The organism is Nonomuraea sp. NBC_00507 (assembly GCF_036013525.1).
Taxonomy (GTDB): domain Bacteria; phylum Actinomycetota; class Actinomycetes; order Streptosporangiales; family Streptosporangiaceae; genus Nonomuraea.
The window spans coordinates 6,791,562-6,813,099 of the sequence record NZ_CP107853.1 but is presented as its reverse complement, the minus strand read 5'-3'; the positions used below and the strand labels follow the sequence as shown (position 1 = coordinate 6,813,099).

General features: G+C 70.5%; 23 protein-coding genes. 7 read left to right on the top strand and 16 right to left on the bottom strand.

Going from position 1 to position 21,538, the window contains the following annotated elements:
* Window positions 1-53 precede the first annotated feature (53 nt).
* The 13 genes from OHA25_RS32880 to OHA25_RS32820 all read right to left on the bottom strand — a co-directional run bounded on the left by OHA25_RS32880 (window position 54) and on the right by OHA25_RS32820 (window position 13,013).
* Window positions 54-329, bottom strand: coding sequence for a hypothetical protein (locus OHA25_RS32880; RefSeq protein WP_327580814.1), 276 nt, complete (start codon window positions 327-329; stop codon window positions 54-56).
* 37 nt (window positions 330-366) lie between these two features.
* Window positions 367-1,191, bottom strand: coding sequence for a CDP-diacylglycerol--serine O-phosphatidyltransferase (pssA, locus tag OHA25_RS32875; protein ID WP_305921264.1), 825 nt, complete (start codon window positions 1,189-1,191; stop codon window positions 367-369).
* The gene (locus OHA25_RS32870) at window positions 1,178-1,828 is read right to left on the bottom strand and encodes a phosphatidylserine decarboxylase (RefSeq protein ID WP_327580813.1); all 651 of its coding nucleotides are present in this window, start codon (window positions 1,826-1,828) and stop codon (window positions 1,178-1,180) included. The genes pssA and OHA25_RS32870 overlap by 14 nt, the downstream gene beginning before the upstream one ends.
* A gap of 107 nt (window positions 1,829-1,935) precedes the next feature.
* Window positions 1,936-2,919: a TerC family protein gene (locus OHA25_RS32865; protein ID WP_327580812.1), complete on the bottom strand. Its 984-nt coding sequence runs from the start codon at window positions 2,917-2,919 to the stop codon at window positions 1,936-1,938.
* Window positions 2,920-3,102: 183 nt separating this feature from the next.
* Window positions 3,103-4,284, bottom strand: a complete 1,182-nt coding sequence (locus OHA25_RS32860) for a glycosyltransferase (protein ID WP_327580811.1) — start codon at window positions 4,282-4,284, stop codon at window positions 3,103-3,105.
* A 3-nt stretch (window positions 4,285-4,287) separates the two neighbouring features.
* Window positions 4,288-6,042, bottom strand: a complete 1,755-nt coding sequence (locus OHA25_RS32855) for a murein biosynthesis integral membrane protein MurJ (RefSeq protein WP_327591072.1) — start codon at window positions 6,040-6,042, stop codon at window positions 4,288-4,290.
* Window positions 6,043-6,153: 111 nt separating this feature from the next.
* A complete protein-coding gene (locus OHA25_RS32850; protein WP_327580810.1) occupies window positions 6,154-7,017 on the bottom strand; it encodes a hypothetical protein in 864 nt (287 codons plus the stop codon).
* 1 nt (window position 7,018) lies between these two features.
* On the bottom strand, window positions 7,019-7,996 hold the full coding sequence (locus tag OHA25_RS32845; RefSeq protein ID WP_327580809.1) for a copper transporter: 978 nt from the start codon (window positions 7,994-7,996) through the stop codon (window positions 7,019-7,021).
* Window positions 7,993-9,189, bottom strand: coding sequence for a putative cytokinetic ring protein SteA (steA, locus tag OHA25_RS32840; RefSeq protein ID WP_327580808.1), 1,197 nt, complete (start codon window positions 9,187-9,189; stop codon window positions 7,993-7,995). The genes OHA25_RS32845 and steA overlap by 4 nt, the downstream gene beginning before the upstream one ends.
* Before the next feature lie 73 nt (window positions 9,190-9,262).
* Complete coding sequence (gene recN / locus OHA25_RS32835) at window positions 9,263-10,972, bottom strand: DNA repair protein RecN (protein ID WP_327580807.1); 1,710 nt, start codon at window positions 10,970-10,972, stop codon at window positions 9,263-9,265.
* Between the two features lie 117 nt (window positions 10,973-11,089).
* A complete protein-coding gene (locus tag OHA25_RS32830; RefSeq protein WP_327580806.1) occupies window positions 11,090-11,989 on the bottom strand; it encodes an NAD kinase in 900 nt (299 codons plus the stop codon).
* Window positions 11,986-12,798, bottom strand: a complete 813-nt coding sequence (locus OHA25_RS32825) for a TlyA family RNA methyltransferase (RefSeq protein ID WP_305921254.1) — start codon at window positions 12,796-12,798, stop codon at window positions 11,986-11,988. The genes OHA25_RS32830 and OHA25_RS32825 overlap by 4 nt, the downstream gene beginning before the upstream one ends.
* Window positions 12,795-13,013, bottom strand: coding sequence for a hypothetical protein (locus OHA25_RS32820; RefSeq protein ID WP_305921253.1), 219 nt, complete (start codon window positions 13,011-13,013; stop codon window positions 12,795-12,797). Before OHA25_RS32820 ends, OHA25_RS32825 begins: the two co-directional genes overlap by 4 nt.
* A 127-nt stretch (window positions 13,014-13,140) precedes the next feature.
* Between OHA25_RS32820 and OHA25_RS32815 the strand changes: the two genes are divergently transcribed.
* The gene (locus tag OHA25_RS32815; RefSeq protein WP_327580805.1) at window positions 13,141-13,488 is read left to right on the top strand and encodes an SCP2 sterol-binding domain-containing protein; all 348 of its coding nucleotides are present in this window, start codon (window positions 13,141-13,143) and stop codon (window positions 13,486-13,488) included.
* A gap of 126 nt (window positions 13,489-13,614) precedes the next feature.
* On the opposite strand, the gene OHA25_RS32810 is transcribed toward OHA25_RS32815, so the two are convergent.
* Entirely contained in the window at window positions 13,615-14,589 is a 975-nt protein-coding gene (locus OHA25_RS32810) for an HAD-IIA family hydrolase (protein ID WP_327580804.1), read from the bottom strand.
* A 184-nt stretch (window positions 14,590-14,773) separates the two neighbouring features.
* A complete protein-coding gene (locus OHA25_RS32805) occupies window positions 14,774-15,196 on the bottom strand; it encodes a tetratricopeptide repeat protein (protein WP_305921250.1) in 423 nt (140 codons plus the stop codon).
* A gap of 299 nt (window positions 15,197-15,495) precedes the next feature.
* On the opposite strand from OHA25_RS32805, the gene OHA25_RS32800 reads away from it, so the two are divergent.
* On the top strand, window positions 15,496-16,917 hold the full coding sequence (locus OHA25_RS32800) for a DUF1015 domain-containing protein (protein ID WP_327580803.1): 1,422 nt from the start codon (window positions 15,496-15,498) through the stop codon (window positions 16,915-16,917).
* 228 nt (window positions 16,918-17,145) lie between these two features.
* Here the strand turns inward: OHA25_RS32800 and OHA25_RS32795 are convergent, their stop codons facing one another.
* On the bottom strand, window positions 17,146-17,556 hold the full coding sequence (locus OHA25_RS32795) for a single-stranded DNA-binding protein (protein WP_327580802.1): 411 nt from the start codon (window positions 17,554-17,556) through the stop codon (window positions 17,146-17,148).
* Between the two features lie 86 nt (window positions 17,557-17,642).
* Here OHA25_RS32795 and OHA25_RS32790 point away from each other — a divergent pair, with 86 nt between their 5' ends.
* From OHA25_RS32790 to OHA25_RS32770, 5 genes are all read left to right on the top strand, one after another.
* Window positions 17,643-18,593, top strand: coding sequence for an MBL fold metallo-hydrolase (locus OHA25_RS32790; protein WP_442941926.1), 951 nt, complete (start codon window positions 17,643-17,645; stop codon window positions 18,591-18,593).
* Between the two features lie 209 nt (window positions 18,594-18,802).
* Complete coding sequence (locus tag OHA25_RS32785; RefSeq protein WP_327580800.1) at window positions 18,803-19,216, top strand: hypothetical protein; 414 nt, start codon at window positions 18,803-18,805, stop codon at window positions 19,214-19,216.
* A 13-nt stretch (window positions 19,217-19,229) separates the two neighbouring features.
* Window positions 19,230-19,610 (top strand): YciI family protein, encoded by a 381-nt coding sequence (locus tag OHA25_RS32780; RefSeq protein WP_305921245.1) that lies wholly within the window; start codon window positions 19,230-19,232, stop codon window positions 19,608-19,610.
* Window positions 19,607-20,869 carry an RNA polymerase sigma factor gene (locus OHA25_RS32775; protein WP_327580799.1) on the top strand — a complete coding sequence of 421 codons (1,263 nt, stop codon included), beginning with the start codon at window positions 19,607-19,609 and terminating at the stop codon, window positions 20,867-20,869. The genes OHA25_RS32780 and OHA25_RS32775 overlap by 4 nt, the downstream gene beginning before the upstream one ends.
* 65 nt (window positions 20,870-20,934) lie before the next feature.
* Complete coding sequence (locus OHA25_RS32770) at window positions 20,935-21,450, top strand: GNAT family N-acetyltransferase (RefSeq protein ID WP_327580798.1); 516 nt, start codon at window positions 20,935-20,937, stop codon at window positions 21,448-21,450.
* The last annotated feature ends 88 nt before the right edge of the window (window positions 21,451-21,538 follow it).

The window sequence follows — 21,538 nt, the reverse complement described above, 5'->3', positions numbered from 1 at the left end:
CCGGTCGGCAGGGCTGGTGACCGGCGCCGTGCCGGCCGCCGGGGGCACAAGGCTCACCGGCGGGCGGCCAGGACCCGGACGATGCGCTCGGCCGCGAGGGCGGGATCGTCAGCGAGCCCGACGAGCTCGCCCCACGACCACCGATAGAACCAGCCCTCCGACATCGGCACGCAGTCGACCGTCTCCACGAGCATGACGGTGTCGGGGTCGCTGATCCGCAACGCGGGCGGATACGGCCGCAGTGCCGCCGTCAGCCCGCGCTGCTCCAGCTCCGTGGCCAGCTTGCCGAGGTAGTACGTGCGCGTGTGCTCGCGCGGCGTGGCCGACATGGCTCCATCAAAGCCGAAGTAAGACGAAAAATCCCGGTCAGTTGCTGATGCGCTCGGCTTCTTTACGCTGCTCGCGCTTGTAGAACAACATCCGCAACGGGATGGCCGCCACGAGCGCGATCTGCATGGACGCGCCGATCTTGATCGGCAGGTCGCCGCCTTCCGGCCAGGCCACCCAGACGGTGAGGAACGCCACGTTCACCATGATCCACCCGAGGACCACCGCCAGGAGCTGCCCCTTCGGCTTCGGGTATTCGATCCGGCTGACCATCAGCCACGCCACGCCGAGCACGGCGAGCAGCGCCCAGATGCTCGGCTGGAACAGCAGCACGATGGAGATCACGGTCATGGCGCCCATCGGGATGGGCAGCCCCATGAAGTCGCCGCTCTTGGTCTTGACGCAGGCGAACCTGGCCAGCCGGACGACCCCGGCGACCAGCACGGACGCCGCCGCCACCAGCACCGCGGTGAACGGCACCTGATCGGTGAACCCGCCCCAGATCACGACCATGAACGCGGGCGCGAACCCGAAGCTGATCACGTCGGCGAGGTTGTCGAGCTCGGCCCCCATCGCCGAGGCGCGGAAGCGCCGTGCGACGAGACCGTCGAACAGGTCGCACGTCGCCCCGATGAGCAGCAGCACGATGGCGGTGGCGAAGTAGCTGGGGTTGGGTGTGAAACGGCCGCCCTCGACTTGGAGCTGCTGGATCGCGGAGTACGCCAGGACGCACACCGCGAGGAACCCGCAGACCGCGTTGCCCAGCGAGAGGGAGTCGGCAGCGGAGAGGCGGAACGCCTTGCCGACGGGACCTCGAGGCTCTTCCTCTTCCGCCTGCCAACTACCGGCGTCAGCCTCGGTCAATTCTGGTCACCCCCGCAACCGTCTTCTCACCCACGGACACCGCGGGAGAGATCCCTTCGGGAAGGTAGATGTCGACCCGCGAGCCGAACCGGATGAGCCCGATCCGCTCGCCTGGCACGACTTTCGCGCCCGCGCTCAAATAGGGCACGATCCTGCGCGCCACCGCGCCCGCGATCTGCACCATCTCGATGTCGCCCAGCGTGGTCTCGAAATGCCACACCACGCGTTCGTTCTGGTCGCTGTCCTTGTTGAACGCCGGCAGGAACCCACCTGCCACATGCTGCACGGAGGTGACATTTCCCGCAAGAGGGGCACGGTTGACGTGCACGTTCAGCGGGCTCATGAAGATCGCGACCCTGGTGCGGCCGTCCGGCCACGGGTCGATGCTCTGCACCACGCCGTCGGCGGGCGACAGGACGCGGCCCTCTCCCGGGGTCCGGTCGGGGTCGCGGAAGAACCAGAGCATGCCCCCGGTGAGCGCGCTCAGCGGCAGCGCCGCGAGCGCCCATCGCCGGTCCTTGCGCGTCAGCAGCGCGGTCGCGGCCGCCGCGGCCGCCGTCGGAAGGAGCCAAGGAGACACGCCGCGGGCGAGCCTGACAGAGCTCGGGCGGGTGGGCTTAGCAGAATCGTCGGACACGTACAACCTTTGGTGGTGACTGGACTGGGCGCTTTGCCGTGATGTTACAGAACCAGCAACTATGCACGGCACAACTACACAAGCAAAGCGCCTCGAAGCCCTTTTCGCTAGACCTGCTCCGGGGTCGTCTCCTCGCCCTTGCGCGCGTCCATGCGGGCTTTCACCAGACTGGCCACAGTGGTGATGACCATGGTGGCGCCGATGATCGAGAGCGAGACCCAGATGGGAATTTCGGGCGCCCAGGAGACATGGCTGGCGTGCAACGCCTCCATGACAAGCTTAACCCCGATGAACCCGAGAATGAACGCCAAACCGTAGCTGATGTAGACGAGCCGCTGCAGCAGGCCACCCAGGAGGAAGTAGAGCTGACGCAGCCCCATCAGGGCGAATGCGTTGGCCGTGAAGACGATGAAGGGGTCCTTGGTGAGCCCGAAGATCGCGGGAATCGAGTCGAGCGCGAACAGCAGGTCGGTGCTGCCGATGGCGATCATCACGATGAGCATCGGCGTGACCAGGCGCTTGCCGTCGATCTTGACGGTGACCTTGGACCCGACGTAGCCCTCGGTGGACGGGAGCGTCCTACGCACCCACCTGAGCAGAATGTTCTCGTTGACTTCTTCTTCCTCGCCCTTGAGGTGCTGGCGGACGATGTTGATCGCGGTGTAGACGAGGAAGGCGCCGAACACGTAGAACAGCCAGCTGAACCGCTCGAGCGCCGCGGCGCCCAGCGCGATGAAGATGCCGCGCATGACCAGCGCGAGCAGGATACCGACGAGCAGGACCTTGTGCTGGTAGGCCCGGGGCACGGCGAACCTGCTCATGATGATGAAGAAGACGAAGAGATTGTCGACGCTCAGGCTGTATTCAGTGATATAGCCGGCGAAGAACTCCCCGGCTTTGTCCGCCCCCACCGTGGTCCACATGACCACCCCGAACGCTATGGCGAGGACGACATAGAACGTCACCCAGTAGCCGGCCTGCCGCATGGAGAACTCACGTGCTTCTCCGCGGTCGACGATCCACAAGTCAATGGCAAGGACAACGATGAGACCGCCGATCACGGCGATCCAGGCCCACACGGGTACGCTCACGTCTCAAGACCCTCCGGCATTGCAGGACTCAGTGCCGGAGGTCTCTCCCGCCCGCGAAAAGCGCGGACCGGCAGCCCCGGGGGCCCCGTGGAGCGGGGCTGCACCGTGATGACGAGGCTGTCGCGAAGGGATACTCCCCTCCCTAACCCAGGCAGTATACGAGAACGCCTTATCCCCACCTAATCATCCCGTTGGATCTTGCGGCCCGTACGCCTCCAGCACGCTCGCCACGGCGGCGTCGCCGCCGGGCATCTCGCGCCCGCGCCGCGCGGCCGCCGCGGCGAGCGTTTCCGCAGCTCCCGGCTCCTCCAGCAGCGTCCGTACGGCACCACGCAAGCCTTGGACATCCCCGTAGGGAACGAGGATCCCGGCGTCCCCCACAATCTCCGGAATTCCTCCCACAGCAGTAGCGATCACTGGCTTCCCGGCCATGAGCGCCTCCCTGATGCTGAGCGGCTGCCCCTCCCACCGGGCGGCGGTGAGCACGGCGGTGGCCGCGCCCAGCAGGTCGGGAATGTCATCCCGATTTCCGAGCAGCCTCACAGGCAGCGCCTCCCGCCGGATCCTGCCTTCCAGCTCCGCCCGCAACGGCCCCTCTCCGGCGACCAGAAACAGCGGCCCCCCGGCCAGGTCCGCCGGCAGGCCGGTCCTCTCCCTCCAGGGCCCGGCGGCGACATCGAGGAGCGTTTCGAGTCCCTTCTGCTGGGCGAGCCGGGCAATCGTCAGCATGAGGGGCCGCTGCCCGGCCCCCAGCTCGTCCCTGACCTCCTCGGGTGTGCGCTTGGCCGGCCGCAGGGCAGGCGCCGGCACCACGGCGGCACGCACGTCCCGAGCCCCGAGCCGGGTCATGCGCTCTCCGAGATCCGGCGACACGACCAGCACCCGATCGGCTCTCCGCGCGACGATCCGCTCGAGCACCCCGTAAACGAATCCGACGAGGCCGCCCGCGGTCAGCGCATTGTGCAGGGTGACGACCAGCCTCCCCCGCCGGCCGCCCGCCCCGAGCGCCGCCGGCCTCCCCCGCCGGCCGCCCGCCCCGAGCGCCGCCGGCCTCCCTCGCCGGCCGCCCGCTCCGAGCGCGGCCAGCGCCCCCGCCCTCAGCCCATGGGCGTGCACGACCTCGGCCTCCCGGGTCAGCCGCCTGATCGCGAGCACCGCACGCAGGTCGTTGCCCGGATGTGGCCGATCCGACACGGCCACCTCCACGAACCGGGCCCCCGCGGCGGCGAAGGAGAACTGCTCCTCGACGCTGCGCGGTCCCACGACGAGCACCCGGTGCCCGCGCCGCACCAGCCCTTCGGTCAGCATCAGGACGTGCCGCCCCGTGCCGCCGGACGTGGTGCCCAGCACGAACGCCACCCGCACGGCTCAGCTCCTCCCGCTCCGCCTGAGCAGCCCGGCCACCGCACCCGCGTCGGCCCGGTCCACCATGGCCACCACCACGCCCCCCGCCGCCAGTGCCACGGCTGCGGCCAGGGCGGCGGCGCCCACGTTCGGCCACAGACCCTGCGCCGCGAGCCATCCCACCACGGCGCCTCCCGCCAGGTATCCCAGCAGCCCACCGGCAACAGCCGCGCACAAGGCCCTGAGCAGCCCGGCCGCTGCCGCCCGTCCCCTGGCCCGCGTCACGGAGCCGAGCAGCAACGCCCCGCCCACGCTCATCCCCACGCTCATCCCCAGCGCCATCCCGCCGATCTGCCACCCCTCGGGCAGCACCGCCACGAAGGCGGCCTGCGCGACCATCACGACCACCCAGCCCGCCACCGTCCCGGTGGCGGCCGCCCGGCCGCGCCCGGCCGCGTAGAGCACCCTGCTCAGATGCGCGATGAGCCCGTAGCCGATGAGCCCGGGCGCGAACAGCGCGATGGCCCGCGCCAGCTCGGGCGCGGGCACGTCGCTCTTCATCCCCAGGAACACCACCGCCCCCGGTCCCGAGGCGGCGGCCAGCACCCCTGCGGCCAGCCCGGACACCAGCACCACGGCTCGCGTGGTGCGCGCCGTCAGCGCCGCGAACCCCGCCGGGTCCCCGGCCTGCGCGGAGAGGCGGGGAAACGCGCTGGTGGCGATGGGTACGGCCAGCACCGCGTACGGCACCAGGTAGATCGCCCACGCGTAGTTGTAAACGGCGATGGCCCCGTTGCCGATGGCGTTGTTGGACAGCACCAACACCACGATCATGGCCGCCTGCTGGGCGAGCAAGGCGGCGATGCCCGCCAGGGCGAGCCTGCGCACGTGTGCGGCCGCACCGTCGGGGAACCGCAGGACCGGCCGCCACCGCAGTCCCAGCCGGGTCAGGGGCCCGAGCACGGCCAGCACCAGCGACAGCACCCCCAGGCTGGTGCCCACGGACAGCGCCAGCTCGGCCGGCCCCGGCACGGCGGCGGGATCGGTCACGCCACCACTGAGCGGCACGAACAGCAGATAGGCCACGATCACCACGATGCTGGACACCAGGGGCGCGACGGCGGGTCCGGCGAACCGCTTGTGCGCCTGCAGCACGCCGTAGAGCACCACCGCGACGCCGTAGAGGGGGATCTGGGGCGCGAAGACGACCAGCATGCGGGCGGCGACCGCGGTCACCGCCCCGACGTCGGTGCACCCGTCGATCGCGGAGCCGAAGAACACCCCGACGATGGGCCCGGCGAACAGGGCCGTGAGCACGCCGACCGGGACGAGCACCACGATCACCCAGGTGAGCAGCGCCGAGCTGATCCAGCTCACCCGCGCAGCGTCCTGACCGTCCGCCTGCGCGGACGCATCGGCGAGCCCGGCCGACCCTCCGGCCTGCGCCGAGCCGACCCCCATCGGCCCGTCGGGCGCCCCGGCGAGCCCGGCCGAGCCGTCCGGCCCCCCGGCCTGCGCCGGCCCGGCCTCCGACGGCCCGTCGGGCGCACCGCCCCGCGCCGGGCCGTCCGGCGCCCGCCTGGCCGCCGCTCCGGCCAGCACCGGGACCACCATCCCCGCCAGCGCTCCACCGACGACCACTTCGAACACGATGTTGGGGATCTGGTTGGCCGTCATATAGGCCGTGGCCAGGCAGTTGGTCCCGACCGTCTGCGCGAAGGCATATTGCTTGGCGAAGCCGGTGATGCGCGCGAGCACGGTGATCGCCCCGATGAGCATGGCCCCACCGGCGACGCCTCGCGCCGTCACCACCCCCACCCGGCCTCCCCGGTCCGCGTCGAACACCCGGTCACGCGGACATCATCCTGGCAGGTCGCACCGACAATCGCGTCACACGGGGTCGACGGGCCGGCGGCCGAGCATGTCGAGGCGGTTGAGCACGGGGTTGCCGGCGATGACCTTGGTGAAGCTGACCTTTTCGGCGGCGGCGGTGAGCGCCACGACGGTCCCCAGGAGCGCGTAGCGGCCGGGCCTGCTCAGCTTGGTGACCGCGGCCAGCCCGAGCAGCGCGCCGAGGGCGTTGGCGCCCGCGTCGCCGAGCATGGCGCGTTCGCCGAGGTCCTCGGGCAGCAGCGCCGCCGCGGCCCCGAGCGGCACGGCGGCCAGTGCCGCCGCCGCGGGCGTGGCGCGGAAGAGCGAGGCGGCCAGCAGCGGGCCGCCGGTCAGCAGCCCGACCTTGATGGCGCGGCCCGGGCGCAGGTCGAAGAGGTTGGCCAGGTTGGCGGCGCCGGCGATGGCGGCGCCGTTGACCAGCGTGTCGGCGGGTCCGTTGGACACGAGGGCGGCCGCGCCGAGACCCGTGGCGCCGATGCCGAGGATCTTGACGGCGCCGCTGGTGACCTCGCCACGGGCGAGCGCGGTCAGGTGCCCCTTGAAGCCCTTGGACGCCGTCGTGCCGTAAAGGTCGTCGTAGGCGCCGAGCGTGCCGCTGCCGACGCCCGCGACCAGGGCGGCCAGCCGCAGCTTGCCGGGCAGGCCGGGCGTGAGTGCGGCCGCCGCGCCGGCGCCGGCGACGAACGCGGGGCCCTCGAGCAGGGTGATGGGCTCGCCGCGGTGGTTCTTCCGCGTCCAGCGGCCGGCCAGGTCGGCCGGCCGGTTGCGGGTGAACGCCGCGTAGGCGGCGCGGGCGGCCACGGCGCCGATCGCGGCGCCGGCGAGGGCGGAGAGCAGGCCACGGGCCCGGATGGCAGGCATGTCAGCTCCCTGACTGATTGGTGGGGGTGGGGCTGGCGGACGTCACCGGGGGCAGCATGGCCGAGGCCCCCTTGCCGACGCCGTATTGGCCGGCGCGCCCGGCCAGTTGCTCCCGCAGAGCGTAGACGATCACGACGCGGCCCGCGGGCATATCGGCGGTGTCGACGGTCGAGACGCGCCTGGAGATCTCGCTCTCGTCGCGGACGGAGCTGATCGCGTCGCCCGTCACGGTGGTGGGGGCCGCGGCCCCGGCCAGCACCGTGCCCTTGCCCGTCGCGTCGAACCCGTCGGCCACCGAGGCCAGCGCCTCGGCCTGTACCTCGGCGCTCTCCCCCTCGTACGGCTTCTCCGGCGCGAACATCACGGCGAGCGTGGCCCGCTTGGCGGGATCGCCATCGGTGCTGAGCAGCCCGCCCGTCTCGAACGCGCTGAGGACGTCACCGGTGGCGGCGTTGGGCGTGTTGGCCTGGGCGGGGTCGTTGGTCATGAGGGACGCGGCGAGCAGCGAGGCGGCCCGGTCCCAGCTGGTTGCGGTGGCCGGGAAGATCATGTTGGCTGGCTTGAGCTGGTTGACCAGGCCGTCGAGCACGCCCTTGCCGGCGGGGTCGAGGAACTTCTCGGCCAGGGTGAGGCGACCGGAGACCTCCGCTCCCGACTGGACGATCACCTGCTGGGTGGCCTCGCGCACGGCGGTGCTCGAGCCGGGCGACTCGATGAGCAGCACGCGCTGGCCGACCAGGGCGCCGGACACCAGCTCCGGCGTCTGGGCGGTGACGAACGCGTCGTTGCCGGCCTCTCTGCCGCGCAGGATGTCGAGGTCGGCCCGCAGCCCGTTGTTGGTGTTGGTCAGCTCGTCGCTGGTCCTCTTGGCCAGGTCGATCGCGGGGTCCTGGAGCAAGGTGGTGCCCAGCACGATGCCCACCGCCAGCGCCAGGAAGATCGCGACGATGGAGACGAGGTGATAGCGGAAATCGATCACGAGAAGAGTCCGACCAGCCAGAAGATGAACGCGTTCCAGGCGTCTTGCAGGCCGTTCAGCCAGGTGCGGCCGATCGGCGCGGAGACGAGTGCGACGACGATCGTGATCAACGCGGTGATCACGAGGAGCAGCAGCGACGGGGTGGAGATGCGGCTGCGGTAGAGCCTGCTCACGCCCTTGGCGTCGATGAGCTTGCTCCCGATGATCAGCCGGGTGAGGAAGGTGCTGGCCATGCCGGAGCGCCCCTTGTCGAGGAACTCCTCCAGCGTGCCGTGGGTGCCGACGGCGACGATGAGCTCGGCGCCCTTGTCGTCGGCCAGGATCATCGCGATGTCCTCGCTGGTGCCGGTGGCGGGGAAGATCACGGCTTCACGGCCGAGCTGGTGCACGCGCTCCAGTCCGGGGGCCCGGCCGTCGCGGTAGGCGTGCACGACCAGCTCCGCGCCGCACGTCAGGGCCTTGGTGGAGACCGAGTCGAAGTCGCCCACGATCACATCGGGCAGGTAGCCGGCCTCCATCAGCGCGTCGGCCCCGCCGTCGACGCCGATGAGGATGGGCCGGTATTCGCGAATGTAAGGGCGAAGGGTGGCGATGTCCTCTTTGTAGTGGTAGCCACGCACCACGATGAGGACGTGCCTGCTCTCCAGCTTCGTCCGGATCTCGGGGACGCCGACCCCGTCGATGAGCAGCTTGCCCTCGCCGCGGACGTATTCCATCGTGTTGACGGCGAACGCCTCGATCTGCACGGCCAGCCCGGCGCGCGCCTCGGCCATGGCGGCCTCGACGGCCTCGGCGGTCTGCTGCTCACCCTTGCCGACCGCGTCCTCGTCGAGATAGACGACCCCGTCGCAGAGCCTGACGACGTCGCCGTCCTTGACCCGCTCGAACAGCTCCGTGTTGGCGTTGTCGACGAACGGCACGCCCGCGTCCAGCAGGATCTGCGGCCCCAGGTTGGGATAGCGGCCGCTGATGCCGGACGCGACGTTGACGACGGCCGCCGCTCCGCATGCGACAAGCGCCTCCGCGCTGACCCGGTCCACGTCGACATGGTCGATAATCGCAATTTCCCCCGGCTGGAGGCGCTTGGTGAGCCTCTTGGTGCGCCGGTCGATTCTCGCCACTGCCGTTATGCCGGGAAGGTCACCGACCTTCCTGCCGCGGAGGCCCGGCATCCTGCTTCCCGGAACCTTCATCAAGACCATCCTGCCAGAGCGAAACAGCGCAGAGGCCACGCATGACGCGGCGTGTCCGCTATGTCACCCAGGATCACCGATCCGTCGCGGCGAGCCCCAGGAGTTCCTCGGCGTGCGCCCGGCCGAGTTCGGAGTCTTCCAGGCCGGCCAGCATGCGGGACAGCTCGCGCACCCGGCCCTCGTGGTCGAGCGCGGTGACGCCGCTGCGCACGACACTGCCGTCGCTCGCCTTCTCGACCACGAGGTGCTGGTCGGCGAACGCGGCCACCTGCGGCAGGTGCGTGACGACGATCACTTGGGCGGTGCGGGCCAGCCGGGCGAGCCGGCGCCCGATCTCCACCGCCGCCTTGCCGCCGACACCCGCGTCGACCTCGTCGAACACGAACGTCGGCACCGGATCCGCCCCGGCGAACACCACCTCGATCGCGAGCATCACCCGGCTCAGCTCACCGCCGGAGGCGCCCTTGTTGAGCGGCAGTGGCGGCGCGGCGGGGTGGGCGGCCATCCGCAGCTCCACCTCGTCGACCCCTTCGGGGCCGAACTCCGCGCTCCGGCTGAGCTGCACGACGACCCTGGCGTGCGGCATGGCCAGCGCCGTCAGCTCCTCGGTGACGGCCTGACCGAACCGCTCGGCGGCGGCCTCGCGCACCCTGGTCAGCTCGCCGGCCAGGTCGGTGAGCTTGTCGGTCAGCTCATCGTGCTCGCGGGTCAGCTCGTCGATGCGCTCGTCGTCGCCTTCCAGCTCGGCCAGCCGGTCCGCGGCCTGCTGCGCCCACGCCAGGACCCCGGCACTGTCCTCGGCATATTTCCTGATAAGTCCGGACAACACGGAGCGGCGTTCCTGCACGGCCGCCAGCCGCGCCGGATCGGACTCGATCGACTCGGCGTACGCCGCCAGATCCGTGGCCACGTCGGAGATCAGGTATCCGGCCTCGGCCAGCCGGTCGGCCACGCCGGCGAGCTGGGTGTCGAAGTCGCGCACCGTCTCCACGGCCGCACGCGCCTCGCCGAGCAGCGAGATCACATCATGAGGGCTGCCGGCCGCCTCCATCGGGTCGCCGAGCAGCGCGGTGTGCGCGGTGGTCGCGGCGCTGCGCAACGCGTCGGCGTGCGAGAGCCGCTCCTCCTCCGAGCGCAGGTCGGCGTCCTCGCCCGGCTTGGGGTCGACCTTCTCGATCTCCTCCAGGCCGAAGCGCAGCATGTCGGCCTCCTGTGCCCGCTCCCTCGCCCTGGTGGTCAGCTCCTCCAGCAGCGCGGCGACCTGCTTGTGCCGCTTGTACGTCTGCGCGTAGGCCCGCAGCGGCTTGACCAGCTCGTTTCCGGCGTATCGGTCCAGCGCGGCCCGCTGTCTGGCGGGCTGGAGCAGCCGCTGCTGGTCCATCTGCCCGTGCACCGCCACCAGGTCGTCGGCCAGGTAGGTCAGGGTGCCGACGGGCACCGTGCGGCCGCCGAGCCAGGCCCTGGACCGGCCCTCCGCCGACACGGCCCGCGAGATGATCAGCATGCCGTCCTCGACCTCGCCGCCGATGTCCTCGACCTGCTGGGCGACCCGCCCGCCGGACTCGATGACCAGCGTGCCCTCCACGCTCGCACGGTCGGCGCCCGGGCGGATGCGCGAGGGGTCGGCCCGGCCGCCGAACAACAGCCCGAGCCCGGTGACGACCATCGTCTTGCCCGCGCCCGTCTCGCCGGTGACCACGTTGAACCCCGGCGAAAGCTCGAGCACGGCCTCGTCGATGACGCCGAGCCCCTGGATGCGGACCTCCTCGACCCTTGGTCGCACTGCCCACTCCCGTCACTGCCGTGTCTTTCGGTCACACGGATCGTCTCACTGATGGTCCACGGATCGTCTCCGAACACGTGTGCCCACGTGATCCTACGCGCTCCGCCTCCCATTCACTCAGGGTCGCACCCTTCCGCGCCAGCCCTGAACAGGAAGCTCGAACTTGGCGACCAGCCTGTCGGTGAACGGCGCGCCGGTGCTCTCCACCCCGTGCAGCCGCGCCAGGCGCACGGGCTCGGCGCCTCTGCGCACCTCCACCCGCGAGCCGGACGGCAGCTCGAAGCGGCGCCGCCCGTCGCACCACAGGACGCCGCCCGGTGTGTCCGGCAGGATCTCCACGGCCAGCGTGGAGCGTGGTGAGACCACCAGAGGCTTGGCGAACAACGCGTGGGCGCTGATGGGCAGCATGAGCAGCGCGTCGACCTCCGGCCACACCACGGGCCCGCCCGCCGAGAAGGCATAGGCGGTCGAACCCGTCGGCGTGGCGCAGATCACGCCGTCGCAGCCCCAGCGCGACAGGGGCCGGCCGTCGATCTCGGTGACCACCTCGAGCATGCGTTCCTGCTTTTCGACGGTGGCCTCGTTGAGCGCCCACGTGTCGGCGAGCACGCGGCCGTTCAGCCGGGCGATCACATCGATCGTCATGCGCTCCTCGACGTCGTAGCGGCCGGCCACGACGCTGTCGACCGCCGACGCCAGGTCGTCGACCTCCGCCTCGGCCAGGAACCCGACATGCCCGAGATTGACCCCCAGCAGCGGTGTGCCGGCGGGCCTGGCCAGCTCGGCGGCGCGCAGCAGCGAGCCGTCGCCGCCGAGCACCATCATGACCTCGGCGTCCTTGACCGCGCTCGGGTCGCCGGGCACCGCCTTGACCCCGGAGCAACCGATCTCGCCCGCCTCGGACTCGAGCACTCTGACGGTGATCCCGGCGTCGACCAGCCGGTTGATGACCAGGCGGGCGCTCTCGACGGCGGCGTCCCGCCCGGTGTGCACGGCGACCAGCACGGTCCGGTTCATTGCGGCCCTTCCGCGACGGCACGCTGGATTTCGGCTTCGAGGTCGGCGACCGGCGGCTCGCCCTCTCCCTTGCCCAGCCAGAGCAGATATTCCACATTTCCCGACGGTCCGGGCAACGGGCTGGCGGTCACGCCGCGCACGGTCAGCCCCAGCTCCCGGGCCTTGGCGGCGGCGTCGCGCACGGACTGCCGCCGCAGCTCGGGATCGCGCACGACGCCGCCCGCCCCGACGAGGTCCTTGCCCACCTCGAACTGCGGCTTGACCAGCAGCACGAAATCCGCCTGGGGGGCGGCGACCGCGGCCAGAGCGGGCAGCACCAGCCGCAGCGAGATGAACGACAGATCGCCCACGATCAGTGTGGGCGGCTCGCCGACCATGCCGGGGGTCAGATCGCGGACGTTGACCCGTTCCATCACCGTCACTCGCTCGTCGGTCCGCAACGACCAGGCCAGCTGGCCGTAGCCGACGTCGACGGCCAGCACGTGCGCCGCGCCGCGGCGCAGCAGCACGTCGGTGAACCCGCCCGTGGAGGCCCCCGCGTCGAGACACCTGCGGCCCTCGACGGTCAGGCTCCGGAACGTGTCCAGCGCGCCGAGCAGCTTGTGCGCTCCGCGCGAAACGTAGTCGGGGCCGTCATCCGAGGCGGCGACGACGATGGGGGAGGCGGTGTCGACCTGGGTGGCGGGCTTGCGTGCCAGCTGGCCGCCGACGGTGACCCGGCCGTCGTCGATGAGCTGGGCCGCCTGCTCGCGTGACCTCGCCAGGCCCCGGCGCACCAGCTCGCTGTCGAGGCGGATCCTCCGGGTCACCGCTCACCCGGCGCCGGCTCGCCCGCGGCTATTGGGGCTGCTGGGACCTGCGTGGCCTCCGCGGCCTCGACGGCCGCCAGCGTGGCCTCGAGCTCGGAAAACGCCTCGTCGAAGACGGCCACGTGGGCGCCGACCGGCAGCTCGCCCAGACGGCCGAGGCCGGCCACGATGGCGTCGACCCGCTCGTCGCCGGTCTCCTCCGGCAGCTCACTCATGATTCGACCGTAACGCCTCCCGCGAGCGCGCGGGACCTTGGCAGGCGTGTCACGCGTTGAAGGTCATACGGGGGTGCTAGCGATGTGGAACGCTACGGTCCGTAAAGGAAGAGAAAGGATGCGCATCATGGCAAGCGTCGAGGAGTGCCGGGCGGCACTGGTGAAGCTCGTCGCCCAGTTCGACGAGATCGACGAGGAGGACCGGGCCAAGCACGTGGTGGAACGCACGGTCAGCTGCCGTGTGCCCGACCTTGACGTGATCTTCTATGGCCGGCTGCATCACGGGGGGCTCGACCCGTTCACGGAGCAGCCGCCGGCGGACGGCAAGCCCGCCAACGTGAAGATCACGATCGCGAGCGACGACCTGATCGCGCTGGTCGACGGGGAGCTGGACCTGGCGCGTGCGCTGCTCGGCGGCCGGGTGAAAATCGACGCGAGCTTCGGAGACCTGTTGCGGCTACGAAAGCTGATCTAGACGAGCCGATCGACCACCCCTGTCGCCCACGTTATTTACTGACAGCGTTAATCATTTGGCGATGGGCGACCAGCAACGTGGTGCAGGCGGCCCTACCACGCGCCAAGCCCCGACGCGCGCATCAGCTCACCCGGCGATGCGGTCCAGCACAGGCTTGACCGCGTCCTCCTCGACCCGTCCCTCTCCAGCCGCCGCCCAAGCCGCATCGCAAGCCGCCCGCAGCCCGTCCATCCTGCTCCCGTCCCCTTCCAGCCGCAGCGCCCCGTCCTTCCACAGGGCCCGCCAGCCCCCGCAGGCCCCGTGCCGCACCTCGGGATAGGGCAGGCGCAGCGCTCGCAGATCCGCCGCGATGTATGTGGGCCGGTGCCGCGGCTCCGCCGTCAGCACGTCGACGGCCGCGGCCACTCCCGTCAGCACCAGCAAGCTGTCCACCCCGGCATTGGCCGCACCCTCGATGTCGGTGTCCAGCCGATCCCCCACGACCAGCGGCCGCCGAGCCCCCGTACGGATCATCGACTCCCGGTGCAGCGGCGGATCCGGTTTGCCCGCGTACACCGGCTCCACCCCGGTGGCCGCGGCGATGACCCGCACCATAGCCCCGTTGCCCGGCAACTCACCCCGGCCGGTGGGCATCGTGCTGTCGCGGTTGGACGCCACGAACCACGCACCCTGCCGCACCGCCAGCGCGCCTTCGGACAGCAGTCCGTACGACAGCCCCGGCGCGATCCCCTGCACCACGGCGACAGGCGACTCGTTGGCCGTCGAAACCGGTCGAAGCCCTCGATCCCGTACGGCCATCCGCAGCCCGGAGCCGCCGACCACGAGCACGTTCGACCCGGGCGGCACTCTTTCCGCGATGAGCCGCGCGGCGGCCTGTGCCGAGGTCACCACATCCTCGGCCGTGGCAGGCGCGCCGAGCTCGCGCAGATGGGCGGCGATGGCGGCCGGTGTACGGGAGGCGTTGTTCGTGACGTAGGCCAGCCGCACGCCCTGCCCGCGCGCTTCCTCCAGGGCCTGCGGCGCCCCGGGCACCGCGTGGCTGCCCAAGTAGACCACGCCGTCGAGGTCGAGCAGCAGGGTGTCGTACCCGTCGATCAGCACAGCGCCTCTTCCCGTTTGCCTCTCAGGCCGCGTGAGACTCTAGCGCCGAACAATCCGGCCTCCTCACGCGCCACCAGCCCCGACGGGCCTGGTCACCCACCACCGGGCCATCCGGGCCCCTGACGGCCAATGCCCCGCCACCACAACGCCCGGGGAAAGCGCCCGGCAACGAAACGCAATGAGCCTACATTTCCCGGCGAGCGCGCAAGGTTGCGCGGACGCTCTTCAACGCCGACACGTAATGCCGCTCATCGGGTCGCATGGCGACCGCGATGGCCAGCGGTTCCTGCGCCCCTTCCACATCACCGGTCCGCCACAACGACAACCCCAGCCCGAAGTAGGCGTAATCCTCCGCCGGATTGGCGTCCACGATCTGCCGGAAACTGGCCGCGGCCTCGGCGTACTGCCGGGAATTGAACTGGGCCCGGGCCAGCGCCTCAAGAATGCTGCGCGATTCCGGCTCGGCCGCGGCGGCACGCTCGAGCAGGGCGGCCGCGGCGGCGGGACTGCCTTCTTGGAGCAGCTTGACCCCGCGCTGGTACCAATCGTAAACAGTGCCCCGGGGAGTGCCCGAGTTCTCATCATTGGGGTTTCCATCTGGAGCCATGGGTGAAGACTCCCTTTCTTGATCCTTTGCCGGAGACTCCGCCTTCAGGACGGAGTAAGCCTGAAGTGACGATGAGTGATACCATGGTTACAACGTGCCACCTGGACGTTGTCAACCGCCCGGACGCCACGGTCGTCCGGGAGCCGACCGGAAGTCTTGAGAGCAAGCCCCCTCCTTCCAGGTGGGTGTGCAGTTGGCCGCTGGACGACAGACCCGCTCTGCCCCGCTGTGGAGCGGGCACGGCTGCAACCAAGGGGCGACTCCCGGAAGGCGCAAGCATTTATGGGAGCATGCCCGGTATGGGGATTCCTGAACTGCCGGTGCCGAACGGACTCGTGCTGCGGCCCTTCCGAGGGGTGCGTTTCGCCGTCGAAGATCCCGCCAAGGTGACCTCCCCACCCTACGACCTGATCTCTGACGCGGACGTGGACGCCCTCCTGAAGCTTCACCCGAACAACGTCGTCCGCCTCATCCTCCCCTGCCCCGATCCGGGCAACTCCTCCCCCACAGCCACAACGACCGACTCCGGCGCTACGGGCGCCCCACCCGCCGCGGTCCCGCTCGAAGCACGGTACGCCGACGCCCGGGATACGCTGCGCGCCTGGCTGGAGGCGGGCATCCTGGTCCCGGACGAGGCTCCGGCGCTCTACGTGTACGAGCAGAGCGGACCGGACGTCGTCCAGCGCGGCCTGATCGGCGACGTGGGCCTGGCCGACCCCGGCCAGCACATCATCCTGCCCCACGAGGACGTGATGCCGGGCCCGGTCGCCGACCGGCTCGCGCTCATGAGCACCACCAAGGCCAACCTCGAACCGATCTTCCTCCTCTACGAGGGCGCTGACCGCGCCGCCTCCCGCCTGGTGGACGAGGTGGCCACGAAGCGCCACCCCCTCGTGACCGCCCACACGGAGGACGGCCTCACGCACCGCCTATGGGCGATCACGGACGAGACAGAGATCGCCGCGATCAACGCCGACCTCCGTGATCGGCAGGCGTTGATCGCCGACGGCCATCACAGGTACGCGACGTACCGCGTACTCCAACGCCAAGAACGAGCCACCCGCCAACCTCCGCGCCCCGACCACCCGAAACGCGACAACCGAGCCGCCGAGCACGCCGAGGAGGGCCGGCCATCCCCCGTGGGAGGCCTGCTCGCCCCGTGGGACTACGGCCTCGCCTTGCTCGTCGATTCCACCGCCTATCCGCCCGACCTCAAGGCCATCCATCGCGTGATCCCCGGCCTCCCGCCGGCCGAGGCGACCGCCAAGGCCAGGGGCTCGTGGCGGGTCCGCGACTATGACGACCTGGCCGAGGGCCTGGCCGAGCTCGAGAACGCCCAGGAACCGGCGTTCCTGCTCGCCGGCGGGAACGGCGTGCACCTCCTCACGGATCCCGATCCTGTCCAGCTCGCCCATGCCATGCCGCCCGACCACTCCGACCGCTGGAACGCCCTCAACACCTCCATCCTCACCGAGTTCATCCTGCCCAAGGTCTGGGGCATGCGTGACGACGAGGAGACCGTACGGATCGTCCACCACGACGCGGAGGCCGCAGTACGGCTGGCCGCCCGAACCGGGGGCACCGCCGTGATCCTCAAGCCACTGGCGATCGACGACGTGCTGGCCGTCGCCGCGGGCGGTGAACGCGTCCCCCGCAAGTCCACCTCCTTCGGCCCCAAACCCAGAACAGGCCTGGTCCTCCGCACGTTCGCGATCGACTGAGCAGCGCAACCCCGCGGTCCTCCGCCAGAGCGGAACCCATCCCCTCACCCCCACGCCGTCCGACCAACGCAACAGCTGCCTCCAGCCTCGCTCCGCGCACAAAGGGATGCCGCGAGCGCCGCCCCGTCCCGCAGCGGCGCCCAAATCCTCGCTTCGCGCAGAGGACCGGCCCCGCCCCCCAGCCCCGACCGGTCGGGAGTCGGCCCGAACCGGTCGGGAGGGGGCGGGTCAGCTTGCCTGGGCCAAGCGGGACACCTGTCTGGGCACCAGGGCGGCAGGCACCTCCGCAGGGCGGTCGTCTTCCGGCGCGGGAAGAGGCGCGGCCGCGGTGACCGCTTTGGCGGTGCTCACCTCCACCTCGTACTTCCAGATCTTGGCCGCCGCAGGGCCGAAGACGCGGCAGCGGAACGCGCCCGTCACTTCGATGTAGTCGCGAGGCTTGAGACCACGGACCACGGCGGCCGCTTCGCCGTTGTAGGTGACGCACGGGATGCTGTCCGTCACGATGCCCCCTCGCCTGTCCCGCCGCCGGCGCCGCACGATGATGCGCCACTTCGTCGCGGTGTCGCCGCTCGGCAACGAAAACTCTTCGACGGCCGCCGAGAGCCTCCCCATCAGCACGACCTCGTTTCGGTCCACTGCCATCCTCCTGTCGATGCTCTGGTGGAGATCACTCTTTACGATGAAGGGGAGGCCGGATCGGCTCGAACGCCGTTCTGGGGACAATGGTTGCGCGCTCGGGAGTGCCTGTGGACAACATCACCGCTCTAGGCGGCGACGTCTATGAGATCGACACCAGGATGGCCGGCTACTCCGGCATCACGGCCGGCTATCTGATCCTGAGCGACCGCCCATGCCTGGTGGAGACCGGCACTTCGACCTCCGCTCCCGTGGTGCGCGACGCGCTCGCCTCGCTGGGCGTCGGCCCGGAGGATCTGGCCACCGTCGTCGTGACCCACATTCATCTGGATCATGCCGGCGGGGTGGGCGACATCGCCGGATTCTTCCCGTCGGCGCAGGTCGTGGTCCACGAGAAGGGCGCCCGCCACCTGGCCGAACCGTCACGGTTGATGGCGAGCGCCCGCATGGTGTGGGGTGACCGGCTCGACACCCTCTTCGGCGAACTGTCACCCACCGAGGCCGAGCGCATCGTCGCCCTGGGCGACACCGGCGCCATCGATCTGGGCAACGGACGCACGCTGAACAGCCACTACTCCCCCGGCCACGCGAAGCACCACGTGGGCCTCGTCGACTCCGCCACGGGCGACCTGTACGTCGGCGACGCGGCCGGCGTCTACCTCCCCCAGACGGGCGACCTGCGTCCGGCCACGCCCCCACCGGACTTCGACCTGCAGACAGCACTGGACTCGATCGCGCTGTTCGGGGCGCTCGGCCCGCAACGGCTGCTGTTCAGCCATTACGGCCCGGTAGAGGCGGTCCAGGAGACGCTCGAACGCTCCGCCGAAGAGCTTCGCGTCTGGGTCGACCTCACTCGGCAGGCCCATTCCGAGGGCATGGATCTGGACCACGCCGTCGCCATGGTCAGGGACCGGACGAAGCAGCGCTATACCGCACTGAAGTCGGATGACCCGACGGCGGAGCAGTTCGAGCTGCTGAGTGGCGCCCCGTCGAACGTCGCGGGCATCCTCCACTGGCTCGACCGCGTCTCTCCCTGAGCCTCAGTGTTCTCATGATCTCCGCCGGCGAGGGGCAGGCACCGCACATTCGCCGACCAGGCCGCGCGGCCGCGCGGCCCGCAGGAATAGCGCTCCCGAAAAAATCTTGGAGAAACAGCGGGGAGGATGTCGAAAACCGGTGTGCCGGCTCCGAGGTATCAGCAGAACCCGCCCAGAGGGGCGAGTGAAGCCAGAACGAGGAGACGGCGATGAGCGAGCAGATGCGCAAGCTGGCCGGGATGGTCGGCACCTGGCAGTTGTCGGGCGGCGCCAAGGGGACGGTGCGGTTCGAGTGGATGGAAGGTGGTTTCTTCCTCCTCCAGCACGTCGACCTGGTCCACGAGGGCCGCCAGATCAAGGGCCTGGAGGTGATCGGCCACGAGCGGCTCTTCGGCGCCGAGCCCAGCGAGGAGATCAAGTCCCGCTTCTACGATTCCACCGGCAACACCCTGGACTACGTGTACGAGCCGCACGACGACGGCAGTCTCACCATCTGGGGCGGCGAGAAGGGCTCCCCTGCGTACTGCCGGACCACCGTCGGTGAGGACGGCGACTCGTTCACCGCATCGTGGGTCTGGCCCGGTGGCGGCTATGACACCATCGGAACCCGGACCGACAGGTGACCAGGAGGCACGCTTGAAGTACCTGCTGCTGGCGTACACGAAAAAGGCGGACTGGGACTCGGTCGACGTGAACAGCCCGGAGTTCCAGGCCATGTGCGCGTTCTACGAGAACCTCGGCAAAGAGCTCACCGAGTCGGGCGAGTTCGTCTCCACGGAAGGGCTGGCGCATCCGTCCCTGACCCGGACCGTACGGATGCGCGAGGACGGCCCGGTCGCCGTGGACGGCCCTTACGCGGAGGCCAAGGAGGTGCTGGCGAGCTTCGGGATCGTGGACTGCGCCAGCCACGACCGGGCCATGGCGATCGCCGCCCGCATTGTCGCGGCGGTCGGCGACACGGTGGAGGTGCGGCCGATCGGCCAGGGTCCGCTGGCGGAGGACACGCCCCTGTCGTGACGGTGCCGCCCCGGATCGAGGACCTGCTGCGCGAGCACGCGCCGCAGGTCCTCGGCGCGCTCGTCCGCCGCTACGGGCACTTCGACACCGCCGAGGACGCGGTGCAGGAGGCCCTGGTCGCGGCCTCGGCCCAGTGGCCGGCCGACGGGATCCCGCAGGAGCCGCGCACCTGGCTGATCCGGGTCGCCTCGCGACGTCTGATCGACATGCTGCGCAGCGAGCAGTCCCGCCGCGACCGGGAGGCCGCCGAGGCGGTCCGGATCCTTCCCGAGCAGTATCTGGCGTCACCGGCGGATGCCGGCCTGCCCACGGACGACTCGCTGGTGCTGCTGTTCGTGTGCTGTCATCCGGCGCTCAGCCGGCCGTCCCAGGTCGCGCTCACCTTGCGGGCCGTGGGCGGGCTCACCACCCCCGAGATCGCGCGCGCCTTCCTCGTCCCGGAGCCGACCTTGGCGCAGCGGATCAGCCGGGCCAAGAAACAGATCAAGACCTCGGGAATCGGCTTCCAGCCGCCGCCACCGAGTGAGTACGCACCCCGGCTCGACGCCGTGCTGCAGGTGCTCTACCTCGTCTTCAACGAGGGGTACGTCGCCACGGCCGGCCCGGACCTGCAGCGCACCGATCTGGCGGCGGAAGCGATCCGGCTGACCCGGATGCTGCATCGTGTTCTCCCGGATGACGGTGAGGTGGCAGGCTTGCTCGCCCTGATGTTGCTCGTCCACGCCCGCCGCGCCGCCAGGACCGACGCGAGCGGCGCCCTCGTACCGCTCGCCGAGCAGGACCGCGGCGCCTGGGACCGGGACGAGATCGACGAAGGCATCGCACTGGTGACCCACGCCATGTCCCACGCCGACCTCGGCCCGTATCAGGTGCAAGCGGCGATCGCGGCGGTGCACGCCGAGGCGGCCACCGCGGGCGACACCGACTGGCGGCAGATCCTGGGCCTGTACGACCTGCTGGAACGGATGACCGACAACCCGGTCGTGACGCTCAACCGGGCAGTCGCGGTGGCCATGGTGCACGGTCCGCGCGCCGGCCTCACGTTCCTGTCCTATCTGGACGATGACCCCCGCCTGGCCGGGCAGCACCGGCTGGAGGCCGTCCGCGGGCACCTGCTGGAGCTGGCGGGGGAGCCGAGCCAGGCCCGGGAGTGCTACGAGAGCGCCGCCCGCCGCACCACCAGTGGGCCCGAACAGCGATATCTCCGGCTCAAGGCCGCGAAACTGGCGAGATCCGCACCACGCCCCTCGGCCACCTGACGGCGGCACCCTACGCGTGCGAGATCAATTGACCGGAATGAGACGGTTCCGGTACGTATGATCAGGTGATTGAGCTTCGCGCGTTCGCGCCTGCCGACGCCGTGAGTGTGGCCTCGTGGATCGATAGCTTGGAGGCGCTCATCACCTGGTCCGGCAACACCGGATTCACCTGGCCGTTTGACGCGCGCCAGCTTTCCGCCTTCCACGCGTCGGACCCCAGCCGTCGCTCCCACGTCGCCGTCGGCCCCGACGGGACACCGGTGGGCCACTTCCTGCTGCGAACCGAGCCGTCCGGCCGATCGGTGCGGCTGGGCATGGTCCTGGTCTCACCTGCGGTCAGGGGGCGGGGATATGGCGAGGCCATGGTGGAGGCCGCGCTCGGCGAGGCCTTCGCCTCCCCGGCCATTCAGCGGGTCAACCTGGGCGTCTACTCGCACAACGCCGGCGCCATGCGGCTGTACGAACGATTGGGATTTCGCACCGAGAGCGCCGACCCTCAGGCGACATGCGTCGCCGGCACGTGGTGGGCGTCGACCACCATGAGCCTGCCTCGCGACGCATGGCGGTCTCACGCGCCCTGACCAGCCGCTGATCAAAGACAGCTGCTCAGAGGGATCCCCGTTCAGCGATCACGTGGCCGTGCTCCGCCGCACCGCATGGTCGCGGTAC

Excerpts from the sequence above, each read along its gene's own strand:
- OHA25_RS32880 (WP_327580814.1), bottom strand. The coding sequence starts at position 329 with ATGTCGGCCACGCCGCGCGAGCACACGCGCACGTACTACCTCGGCAAG.
- OHA25_RS32855 (WP_327591072.1), bottom strand. The coding sequence starts at position 6,042 with ATGCTCATCGGGGCGATCACCGTGCTCGCGCGCATCACCGGCTTCGCC.
- OHA25_RS32850 (WP_327580810.1), bottom strand. The coding sequence starts at position 7,017 with ATGCCTGCCATCCGGGCCCGTGGCCTGCTCTCCGCCCTCGCCGGCGCC.
- steA (WP_327580808.1), bottom strand. The coding sequence starts at position 9,189 with ATGAAGGTTCCGGGAAGCAGGATGCCGGGCCTCCGCGGCAGGAAGGTC.
- OHA25_RS32830 (WP_327580806.1), bottom strand. The coding sequence starts at position 11,989 with ATGAACCGGACCGTGCTGGTCGCCGTGCACACCGGGCGGGACGCCGCC.
- OHA25_RS32820 (WP_305921253.1), bottom strand. The coding sequence starts at position 13,013 with ATGAGTGAGCTGCCGGAGGAGACCGGCGACGAGCGGGTCGACGCCATC.
- OHA25_RS32815 (WP_327580805.1), top strand. The coding sequence starts at position 13,141 with ATGGCAAGCGTCGAGGAGTGCCGGGCGGCACTGGTGAAGCTCGTCGCC.
- OHA25_RS32805 (WP_305921250.1), bottom strand. The coding sequence starts at position 15,196 with ATGGCTCCAGATGGAAACCCCAATGATGAGAACTCGGGCACTCCCCGG.
- OHA25_RS32800 (WP_327580803.1), top strand. The coding sequence starts at position 15,496 with ATGGGGATTCCTGAACTGCCGGTGCCGAACGGACTCGTGCTGCGGCCC.
- OHA25_RS32790 (WP_442941926.1), top strand. The coding sequence starts at position 17,643 with ATGGTTGCGCGCTCGGGAGTGCCTGTGGACAACATCACCGCTCTAGGC.
- OHA25_RS32785 (WP_327580800.1), top strand. The coding sequence starts at position 18,803 with ATGAGCGAGCAGATGCGCAAGCTGGCCGGGATGGTCGGCACCTGGCAG.